This is a genomic window from Staphylococcus sp. TCBT05, assembly GCF_055179755.1.
In genome coordinates this window covers 1-9974 of the sequence record NZ_JBUQDQ010000030.1, presented here as the reverse complement: position 1 = coordinate 9974, position 9974 = coordinate 1, and the positions used below count along the sequence as shown (strand labels likewise).

13 protein-coding genes are annotated in these 9974 nt (G+C 37.2%); all 13 read right to left on the bottom strand.

What is annotated here, in order from left to right:
• Positions 1-285 (bottom strand): Rpn family recombination-promoting nuclease/putative transposase (locus ACY191_RS06820; RefSeq protein ID WP_463269971.1); only part of this gene is annotated, 285 nt, incomplete at its 3' end.
• Between the two features lie 606 nt (positions 286-891).
• Positions 892-1248: an F-actin-capping protein subunit alpha gene (locus ACY191_RS06815; protein ID WP_000576480.1), complete on the bottom strand. Its 357-nt coding sequence runs from the start codon at positions 1246-1248 to the stop codon at positions 892-894.
• 33 nt (positions 1249-1281) lie between these two features.
• The gene (locus ACY191_RS06810) at positions 1282-1422 is read right to left on the bottom strand and encodes a hypothetical protein (protein ID WP_000399507.1); all 141 of its coding nucleotides are present in this window, start codon (positions 1420-1422) and stop codon (positions 1282-1284) included.
• 482 nt (positions 1423-1904) lie between these two features.
• Entirely contained in the window at positions 1905-2117 is a 213-nt protein-coding gene (locus ACY191_RS06805) for a hypothetical protein (RefSeq protein WP_006917363.1), read from the bottom strand.
• A 32-nt stretch (positions 2118-2149) separates the two neighbouring features.
• The gene (locus ACY191_RS06800; RefSeq protein ID WP_463269970.1) at positions 2150-2467 is read right to left on the bottom strand and encodes a hypothetical protein; all 318 of its coding nucleotides are present in this window, start codon (positions 2465-2467) and stop codon (positions 2150-2152) included.
• Positions 2468-2593: 126 nt separating this feature from the next.
• Positions 2594-2890, bottom strand: coding sequence for a hypothetical protein (locus ACY191_RS06795; RefSeq protein ID WP_151919895.1), 297 nt, complete (start codon positions 2888-2890; stop codon positions 2594-2596).
• 25 nt (positions 2891-2915) lie between these two features.
• The gene (locus ACY191_RS06790) at positions 2916-3236 is read right to left on the bottom strand and encodes a hypothetical protein (protein WP_463269969.1); all 321 of its coding nucleotides are present in this window, start codon (positions 3234-3236) and stop codon (positions 2916-2918) included.
• Positions 3237-3254: 18 nt separating this feature from the next.
• Positions 3255-3839, bottom strand: coding sequence for a hypothetical protein (locus ACY191_RS06785; RefSeq protein WP_463269968.1), 585 nt, complete (start codon positions 3837-3839; stop codon positions 3255-3257).
• Between the two features lie 24 nt (positions 3840-3863).
• Positions 3864-4988 carry a peptidoglycan DD-metalloendopeptidase family protein gene (locus ACY191_RS06780; RefSeq protein ID WP_463269967.1) on the bottom strand — a complete coding sequence of 375 codons (1125 nt, stop codon included), beginning with the start codon at positions 4986-4988 and terminating at the stop codon, positions 3864-3866.
• A 27-nt stretch (positions 4989-5015) separates the two neighbouring features.
• Positions 5016-5414, bottom strand: coding sequence for a hypothetical protein (locus ACY191_RS06775; protein WP_043938590.1), 399 nt, complete (start codon positions 5412-5414; stop codon positions 5016-5018).
• Between the two features lie 56 nt (positions 5415-5470).
• Positions 5471-8185, bottom strand: a complete 2715-nt coding sequence (locus ACY191_RS06770; RefSeq protein WP_463269966.1) for a CD3337/EF1877 family mobilome membrane protein — start codon at positions 8183-8185, stop codon at positions 5471-5473.
• On the bottom strand, positions 8182-8691 hold the full coding sequence (locus ACY191_RS06765) for a hypothetical protein (protein ID WP_098223217.1): 510 nt from the start codon (positions 8689-8691) through the stop codon (positions 8182-8184). Before ACY191_RS06765 ends, ACY191_RS06770 begins: the two co-directional genes overlap by 4 nt.
• Positions 8692-8749: 58 nt before the next feature.
• Positions 8750-9974 (bottom strand): ATP-binding protein (locus tag ACY191_RS06760; RefSeq protein ID WP_463269965.1); only part of this gene is annotated, 1225 nt, incomplete at its 5' end.

The following is a 9974-nucleotide window of genomic DNA, read 5'->3' as shown; positions in this document are numbered from 1 at the left end:
TAGGGAACGCTTTAAAAGGTCATGATTATTATTCAACTGGATTTCAATGTTAATTTTGGTTCCAGTGTCTAATGTAGCCGATACGTCTAGAATCGATAATTTATCCTCTTCATGTTCTCGATGTAAATGTGGATCTTCGAATTGAAGGGATTGAATGGGCGATTCCAATGAATCAGCTAACATTGCATTTAGAAATGTTAACAAAATATCTTCGCTTCCGGATGTCCCGAATAATTGTTTAAAGGCAAAATCAATACGTAAATTGACCAATTTTTGATTGGACATGGGCTTCCTCTCCCTGTCTGATAAGATCTCTTTTTTCTTATTGTACATAAAAACAAATTGAACATGCAAACAGGCTCTTATGATTAACATAAGAGCCTCACTGCAGATACATACAATAGATTAGATAACGACCATAACCTGACTTGAAAAACACCTAAAAATTTTCACAAAAGAAATCATATTTAGTATACATCTAATTAGAAATATATACAAAGAATGGTGAAACACATCGCTTTTTCATCATTGATTTATGATATGATATACTTGCGGATTCGGTTTGTGCAACAAGCTATGTAGGGATAATATACGTTTCACAATCAGCACATTTTCTGAAAGTAGCATGTCTTACTACTCATAAGACATGCTATGTTAATAATGTTCAAATAAAAAACGTCTTTTATGTGCTGATAAAAGACGTTTTTTTATGCCTAAAACCGCATAATATAGTTCTTGCTTGAGCTTCTTTAGTATACAACAAATTAGCCATGAGTGCTTTATTTTTCTACGTATGTATAAAACTTTTCTAACACGTATTTCATTGAACTACTCACCACTTATCAGTCCTTACAATTTAATCAAACTTTTTTATGAAAATAGAACTATGATCTACCATCGTTCTCCTTTTAATTGGGCTTCTGCTGATCTCCGATCCATGATTGTGGTACAAAGTTCAGTAATAAGTTTTCCATGATCAAAGATAATTTGATTCTTGGTATATGGATCAATGTATTTTCCCAAACCCTTACTGAGTGTAACCTCCGCTTCCCCATTATCGTGAATGAATCCTGAAAAGATGGTTTTCTCTTTGTTATAGACTTTATAGTATTCAAGCATTGAGCATAAAGATCTCACTAAATCACGGAGCATTTCTTCCAAATCAGGATACATATCTTTTGCTATTTCTTCATTCAGAATAAAATCCATTCCCTTGTCTGTCACATCAAATCGAAATAAAAAAATCATTACTTTCACCTCGCTGATTCATTGATTTTTCTATCATAACAGAAAATCTACTCCCATCCCAACACACTTCCAACCACTTGAATGATTCATTTCATCATATAATCTAGCCATTTCAATCAGCAGAAGCACAATTTTCTTATGTTTTGTATCCAAAATAGATTTTTCATGCTCCATAACTTTGAAAATCTCTCCATCGGTCACATAACGATAGTCACATAGACTTAAGCACACATACCTAGACATATGTGCTTAAGTCTATTTTAGGGTGCATAACTTATGCACATATACCTGCTTTCCTTAAGAACCTTATAACAACAATGTTTAACCTAGATGTTCAGTCCGCTTTTTAAAAGAAAAAGGCACCTCTCAAAACGGCAACTTAATACCCTTTTACAATAGGAATTTTCATGTGAAAAAAGCCCCACAAAATAACAAAAAAGTCTTGCTGCAGAAACAAGACTTTTCGATTTATTACTTTCAATAAGGAAGAGGGCTTACTTCTTCATTTTCATGTCGATGATTGCATTTTCTGCAAAAAAGAATCCAATTTGGATATTCCTCATACATTGGAATCATTTCAACTTCCCTTTCTTCTCTTTTGATACATGCTGGACATAGCATATTCATTTTCTCCTTTTTATGCACGATATTGATTTTCACTTTTGTAAGACTGTATATTGAACTTCTTCTGAAACAAATAAACTTGCGGAATTCATTTTTATACTACATTTTCCTAATCGCCGCTTTACTTCCGAATGCAATTTCTTACTTGCTTCCTCTAAAGATTGTGCTGGAATAATCGTAGATTGTGAGTCTGTTACCTTGCCACTGTACATCACTGAAAAGTTCAATTCATATTGATGTATCAAGATTCCTCCACTCCTTCTCCCCTTAAATTTCTTCACAGATTATTCTTACTTGTTGCTTCTTCTTGCAGTTTTTGAAGCGTACGCATTTGCGGTACATACCAGCTTTTTCTTAATCGCATGATCGTAATTCCTACAATTAGAATCAAAAAGGCTTGTAGGAAAATATCTTGTGTTTCCCATAACGTGCACAAATACAGAAGACTTCCCGAACAAAAATAATACATGGCCAATAATAGATGTATATTTGCGATTATTATTTGTTTCTTGCCAATTGCGGCTATTCCTGCTAAAACAACTGTACAAACTCCTATACTTAGCAAAATATATGCAATAACTTTTAAAAAAATCATTCCAACACCCCTTTTCTCCAAAAACTCATTTAAACCACTTAAAAGGCCGAATAAAGATCACAATCTCATTCGATACCAAATGGATTAATACCCCTTCGGAAATCAATTACAAGCGAATCTGAAACGTCATTTTTTCTGAAAGGGAAACTTTTTGTGTTGAAAATCATATATACTTTGTTTTCCGACACATCCCATTGAAAATCCTGTAAAAAAAGTTGCACCAATGATTTTCAATCCCCATTGCCACGTGTTTTCTTGTAAAAAATGATGCGATACATAGAGGCATACCCCTGTACAAATAATGATCCAAATTCCATATTCATCATATTTTCTTTGTTCTAATTTTTGTTCGTGGAACGGATACACCTGGATAAACAAAAAGGCTATCAGCAAAACTGACAGCCCAATTCCCAATACAATCATTCTTTATCGCCCCATTTCCACTCGATTAAACCTCTTTATAACGTTTCTGTAACAATTGCTGTACACGCGCCGCATACATTCTAAAATAGGGAATATTTTGTGCGGCAACCTTTCCAAAATCCATTTGCATTAATGTTTCTTCTAACAGTTTGAACTCAAATTCTAAAAATGTATCATGCTGTTTTTGAATCGAATGCGGGATATTATGCAAAGCATCCGCAATTTCTCGTACATATGTCACACTGTATTCGTCTTCTTTGGAATAGGAAAATACATTTCGAATCAATACAAACGTTTCTTGCAATATTTCATATCCAATGTGATGCAATACATTTTGATTCACCAAATCCCCTCATTCCTTTCCCTATGGCCCTTCAATTCCTGTATTGATTTGAAACTCGTAATTTTCTACAAACCATTTGTCACCTTCTAATACTAAATTTAATTTCATGGTGTGTTTTTCTTGTTGTTCTGTTCCATCTATCGTTACAAGATAATCATATTTAACCGTTACATCCGCTTTATTATCAGCGGTTTTGATGTAGTACATATCTGTTATCTTTGCTTTGGTTTGAATATGCATAGAGCCCTCATCTTCTATATGGTTATGTGCATCATCTGGCGCGTTTAATAATTTGTTTCTTGCTTCCCCTGTTATCATTTCTTTGATCTTCTCAAATCCTGGCTTTTCTTTTTGCTTGTTATCATTACGTATTAACAGCTCTACAAACTGTTTTGCTACTTCTTGCCCTTTATCCTGGGTATTTTCTGTTAAAACTGTCACGCGCTTTTCCAATGCTCGATTTTCTGTTTTTAGCTCTTTTACTTGTTCCGTCCACTTCTTTTCCGTTTGCTCGACTTTATGCTGTAAGGTGCGATTTTGATTCCATAACCATACACTGATACCCACTAGTACAACTATGATTAAACCAACGATTCCCTGTTTCATCCCTAATCCTCGCTTTCTTTCCGCTTATTTCGGCAAATAAGGTGCTGGGTCGACTTGACCAAACGTCAAAGATGTTTTGATCTCAAAGTGAAGATGTGGCCCTGTTACTTGCCCTGTTCTTCCGCAAACACCTACCTGTTGACCGACTCCAATGTTTTGACCTTCCTGTACAGTAATGGACGACATATGACCGTATAAACTCCAATATCCATTCCCATGATTAATTACAACTACGTTTCCATATCCGCCAAACCCCGAACCGGAAGCGCCAAATTTCGCCCACTCTACAACGCCACCTTTCGACGCGGCAATTGATGTGACACCGTCTTGGCAAGAATAATCAATACCTTTATGAATAGTGCCCCAGCGTGGCCCAAATGGGCTTGTAATCGTTGTTTGGGCGATAGGACGAATAAACCCTTGTGAGCTTGCTGATCCCGTATCTACAACGCCGCCTGGCTTTCCCGCTTCACAATTGAAAGTAAGTCCGCCCATTTGCGCCACAAATTTTGTTACTAATACTGGCCATAAACCATTTGTGCCATGCGGATCATTTGCGGCTCCTGGTGGTGCATATTTCGCTCCAATTGCTTCTATGGTTGTAATCCCCATACCGATATAGTTTTTATATAAGTTTCGGGCCATAGCGTTGATTCCTTCATCTAAAGTGGCAAACTTCATGAATCCTTTCATTTGTGAACTACCAGGGTCCATGAGGCCACCAGGGTTGTTATAGTTCTTTACTGCATTAGAAGTACCGTTCCCCGTTTCCAACCTTGCAATGGCTGCTAATAAAACGGGATCGATTTGGTTTTGTGTTCCTGCATTTAAAAAAGCTTGTGCTTTCCCTGTAAAAACGCCGCCTAGGTGGGGTTGTAATTCTTCTGGTGCCACTGATTTTCCACCTGGCCGACAAACCGTCATTCCATTACTTGGGATGGTTGCTGGCGCTTCCTCTTCTTTTTTGCCAATGCCTTGCGCCAAAACGATAAATAAAATAAATCCAATACAGACGAACAATCCTATTGTGAAAGTAGAACTTCCAAAAAGAAGTTTCAGTAACCAGGACTTCTTTCTCTTCTTTTTTTGTTCTTGTGCAATCTCTTCTTGTACCGTTTTATCTATAACTTCTTTTATTTCTGGTCTCATATCATCCCTCCCCCCTTACAACATGTATCAAGATTGATTGGAATATTTTTGAACAATCAGCCCATATGTAAGGGCCAAAAGAATAGGTATAATCGCAAAAATATGAAATAGTAACGTTAAAAGAGTAGATTGCTGGTTTTGTATAAAGTCTAATAATCCAAAATGACCGATTCCTACAAACCAGATGAAAAAGGCTAGTTTGGCCCTGTCATCAATAGAGAAACGTAACTCGTTATGGATAATTTGGAGAGTTAAAAGAATGAGCATATACCAGATAAGTAACCCTAAACCAATCCATCCTAATAAATCTGTCGTCCATTCTTTCTGTATGAAAAGAATGATTATGTTCATCCATCCTAAACACCCAATACAAAGAAAAATACTGATACTCACCATTTTCATACACGTTAATCCCCAGTGTTTCATAGCTAGATCGCTCCTTTTTTCGTAAAAAAATAGTAAAGTCCTAAAAGTCTAGGACTCTACTCATCTTTTTTTGGTGGCTCCAAATCATCTAAGTTATCTAAGTTTTGTGGATCAGTAGAAGGCATCCAATTTTCACTTCCCGCGGCTACAGCTCCATATTGTATATCTGATGTATCGATTGTTTCCGCTTCTCCTTGAATCGGTTCATTTTTGCTTATTTCTTTCTCACTTACTCTTGTTAAATCAGTTGGGGAAATGGATTCCGTTGGGATAAATGAGTCAGAAGAATTTATCCCTTGTGTAGTTGAATCGACATCTATATCAGATTTTTTTGCAACAATCCTCCCCGCTTCAGTCACTTCTGCAGGAATAGCGTCTGGAATATCCGCACTTGTTGTTTCTGGTGTATGAGGGACAATGACACCTTCTTCATTTACATCTGCACGAATTGTATCTGGTATTAAAGGTTCACTTGCATCTGTTTCAATTGGCGTTGAGATTTCTTGTTGTGGAATATGTGTTGAAGTTTCCTGTTCTGGCTGTATTTCTTCTCTTGAAATATCCATCGGAATTTCTTCTGTTGGAATGTCTTGTTGTGGGATATCGGATGGGATTTCTTCAAATGTTTCATGATCTGGTGACACTTCCTCCAATGGAATTTCTTGTGTTGGGACTTCTGTTTGAATCTCTTCATATGCCTCCATATCGCTTGAAACTTCTTCTAGTGGCATTTCTTGTTCTGGTACTTCTGCTTGAATTTCTTGATATGCTTCTATATCAGTTAGAACCTCTTCTAATGGCATCTCTTGTTCTGGTACTTCTGTTTGAATTTCTTGATATGCTTCTATATCAGTTGGAACTTCTTCTAATGGTACCTCTTGCTCTGGTACTTCTGTCTGGATTTCTTCATATCCCTCTATATCAGTTGGAACTTCTTCTCCTGTTGGAATTTCCTCGTCTTGTAAAGATACCAACTCTGGTTGAACCTCCATTTCTGATTCTTCTACTTCTGTTCCTTCTTGTTGTCCTTCCATTTCTTGTTCTAATGCTTCTTTATCTAAGCTGATAAGGTCTTGTTGCATTGGTGCCTCTTCCTCACCTGGTGTTTGTTCTTTCCCTTCCTGCTGTGGTAAATCCCCCTCTTTATCACGATCCTGTAAAGAAATAAGCTTTCCTTTCTTTTTATTCTCTTCTTTTTCTTGTTCCGTTTGATTATTGGGCAACTCATTCGGCATATTTGCTTGTATTAATGGATTGGCTTTTGTCTTTTCGTCGTCTGTCCCTGCATTTTCTAACTGGCCGCCTGCCGCCGCCAATTCAGCCGCGCTGTTAAAATGCGCCCCCATTTTGTCTCCTATATAAGAAATTGTATTTCCAGCATATTCTTTCCCTTTATCTACAACATTTTCAGTCATAAGGGTTATATCTGTGACTGTTTTATATACACCTTTCACCCTCTTAAAGGCCGCCGCAATATTATCTCTAAACAGATAGCAAAGAACGAAAACAAGAATTTGGAAGATCATTGTAGACACATATCCTGCAACGCCCGCTTCTGGTAATACATACAGTAATTCTGCCACCGTAAAGATGATAACCAGCATAACAGACATAAAAATTTTTAATGCCAATGGTCTAATCCACTGTGAAGCCCAGCTTTCAATGACTCTGCGGTGTCCTGGCAATAAAGCTACCGCCATGACGATTGGTGAGATAATACTCATGACAAGGAACCATAATTGGAATGCTACAATTAGTAAGCAAAACGCAATTACTGGAACACCTGCGAATGTATTCACGACATAATACATAACTGTAAATACAAGGCGCTCTCCTACAGAGGAAATAACCATCATTTGGTTTCCTTGATCCTTTACCTCTTTTTGTACTATTTTTATACGATCTTCACCTGGCGCTTTTGCCAATAATTCATCTACTCGTTTAGCTCCCAATTTTTCTTTTGAATCTTCCCCATACTGTAGAAACAAATATGGCCTTTCAACTAACAAATCCCAAATCTGCTTTTTCACTGAAAAGATTGCATCCGCTTTGGAACGTCCTGGATCACCAGCAACTGTTCCTGTTGCTTTTGCTAATACCGTTACACTAATTTCAGAACTAATCGTATTTGCACTCTTTAAAATCGTGCCTGCATTTCCAATGTACGTAACAATAAAAGCAATAACCAAAACTGTTTTCACTAACTCACTTAAACCTTTTGAGGGCTGGCGCTTAATAAAGAAAATATAGCCTGCATAACAAGCCGATAACACACACGCAATACCGATAATTGCTGGGAATAGTCCTGAAGATAAAAAGCCGCCTTTTCCAATACCAGCAATATTTTGCATAGCCGCACCTAATTTATCCGCTACGGTATCTACAATATCCAGGTTCAATGCTTGATCGACTAAAAAAATTGTTAACTGGCCAAGAATTACATTTAACTGAAACGCCATATTGGCAAGCCATTGACATGTTGTATACAACATTCTTTGCAAGTCTTTTCCTACACTATCATCACCAAATAAGTATCCACCAACTTTTTGAAACACGTTCTTATCTTCTTCCTTTGGTTGATATGTGTCGATTTCGTAATACTTATCTTTGTAAATCCCATCTGTGTATCCACTAAATAGATTTTCAGAGATTCGCGCTCCTTTTTGTTCTTGTTTTTCTTCTGTTTTTGTATCTTCCGCTAGGGCCACATGGGGCCCCAACGGTAGTAAGAAGAATGCAAGAATCATACAAATAGAGAAAAGTTTTTTCATTCCTTTTGCCCCCATTTATGGACATGTACAGGTTTCACATCTCCCACAATTGAATTAAGACTATTTGTTGAATCCCATGCCCATTCATAATTTTTCCACTTATTATCCTTTTTATCTTTAACCATTCGGAGGTATAACCCCATTTGTGCCTTTTCTACAGGATCATAAAATTTTATTCTGTAATAAAATTCATCCTCACCCTCTTGTAAATCATATCTATACAAATCGTAACGCTCTTTCATTTCTTTACTAATGTCTGGATTTTTTACTCGATCCTCTCCAAAATCATATTTTTTGTACTGTAGTTCATTTAATTTTTTTCGATCCATTTCAATATAAGCCTTTAAATAAGCAACTGCGGCTTTATCTGATTCTTTCATATCACGTTCTTTCTGACTCTCTTGTTGGTTTGCATTGCTTCTCGTTTCATTTGAGCAACCCGCAACCCCCGATACCATTAACATTCCTGCTACACATAATCCCGATAACATACGTAATTTTTTCATCGTTCCATCCTCCATATACAGATAATTTAGAATACTCTTATCTGTATTGTAATACGAATTACGCCAATTGTTGTGCGCGTTCTTCGTCTGTTTTCGTAGAGGAATCAAATGCAGTCTTTAATTCTTGGAAAACAGGATCAATTTCTACAACCGCGGTTCGGCCAAAAATATCCTGGAACAAGGCTTCGCCGCGTCGTAACTGGCGTAACATTAAGATATTTTCTTCTGTGACCGGTAAGTTATAGTAACGCAACATTTCTTCCGCTTCCTTATCGTATTTCAGCGCAAAACAGAACTTCATACCCACATTGGCAACCTCTTTGTTTTCAGATTGATAATCGGATGCGTTTTGTGTTCCTAAATACAAGCCGATATTGTGATAACGTCCCTCTCGAATGATTTTGTCAGAAGACGCCGCACCCTCTTTATTTTTCAAAATACTTGATGCCTCATCTTGTAGGTATACTTTGAAAATACTACGGTCGGAATGCATTAAAGATTTACCAAATGCCGCTAATGCAATTAAGATACTACGAGATAATTTATCTGTAACACTTTCATTCTTTTCCTCTGATTTCGGAATGCGTAAATGTTGAATTTGTAATACTTGTAATGGGCGTTCTAGGCTTAATACGCGGTAATCTTGACCTGGTCTACCAAACAATAAATCTCCTAGCTGGATGCCTTCTAAGGTTGCTAAACGATTTGTAAGAGCGTTTAACCGTTCTAATTCAGTTGGCAATAAGTTAGGTTCTTTTTTCATTTCCTCTAGCTCTTTACGAACCAAAGTTAAACATGCATCTTCTTTTTCCGCCACTCGTTCAATCGCTTTATATAAATAGTCATATCGGATATCCTCTAAACCTACATCCGATAGGAACGTCAAAATTTCAAGCGCTAAACTCTTCGCATCTTCTATCGTTGCACTGATTCGGAATGGGTCTAAACAGCCCGCATCCTCTTTATTCTTCCCAAGCGTCCATACCTGCAAGGTATCCTCGCTAAACCCTGGCAATAATTCTGGCCATCTTGTGCGGTCCCCTTTTGGATCGATGATAAATGCCCTTCCGCCACTCATCACAATCCAGAAAGCGAGTAAGTTCATTAAGAAGGATTTCCCTTTCCCTGTTTGCCCCGCAAACATAACCGATAAACTTTCAAACGCTGTTACAATGTTGTCTAATGCTTTCGCTGCGAGTTCTGGACGAATAAAAACAGGACGATTTAATTTCTTTGTCTTTCCAATGTAAAACCCTTGATTATCACCAATCTGTGTTGTCGCC

Excerpts from the sequence above, each read along its gene's own strand:
- ACY191_RS06815 (WP_000576480.1), bottom strand. The coding sequence starts at position 1,248 with ATGATTTTTTTATTTCGATTTGATGTGACAGACAAGGGAATGGATTTT.
- ACY191_RS06810 (WP_000399507.1), bottom strand. The coding sequence starts at position 1,422 with ATGGAGCATGAAAAATCTATTTTGGATACAAAACATAAGAAAATTGTG.
- ACY191_RS06800 (WP_463269970.1), bottom strand. The coding sequence starts at position 2,467 with ATGATTTTTTTAAAAGTTATTGCATATATTTTGCTAAGTATAGGAGTT.
- ACY191_RS06795 (WP_151919895.1), bottom strand. The coding sequence starts at position 2,890 with ATGATTGTATTGGGAATTGGGCTGTCAGTTTTGCTGATAGCCTTTTTG.
- ACY191_RS06785 (WP_463269968.1), bottom strand. The coding sequence starts at position 3,839 with ATGAAACAGGGAATCGTTGGTTTAATCATAGTTGTACTAGTGGGTATC.
- ACY191_RS06780 (WP_463269967.1), bottom strand. The coding sequence starts at position 4,988 with ATGAGACCAGAAATAAAAGAAGTTATAGATAAAACGGTACAAGAAGAG.
- ACY191_RS06775 (WP_043938590.1), bottom strand. The coding sequence starts at position 5,414 with ATGAAACACTGGGGATTAACGTGTATGAAAATGGTGAGTATCAGTATT.
- ACY191_RS06770 (WP_463269966.1), bottom strand. The coding sequence starts at position 8,185 with ATGAAAAAACTTTTCTCTATTTGTATGATTCTTGCATTCTTCTTACTA.
- ACY191_RS06765 (WP_098223217.1), bottom strand. The coding sequence starts at position 8,691 with ATGAAAAAATTACGTATGTTATCGGGATTATGTGTAGCAGGAATGTTA.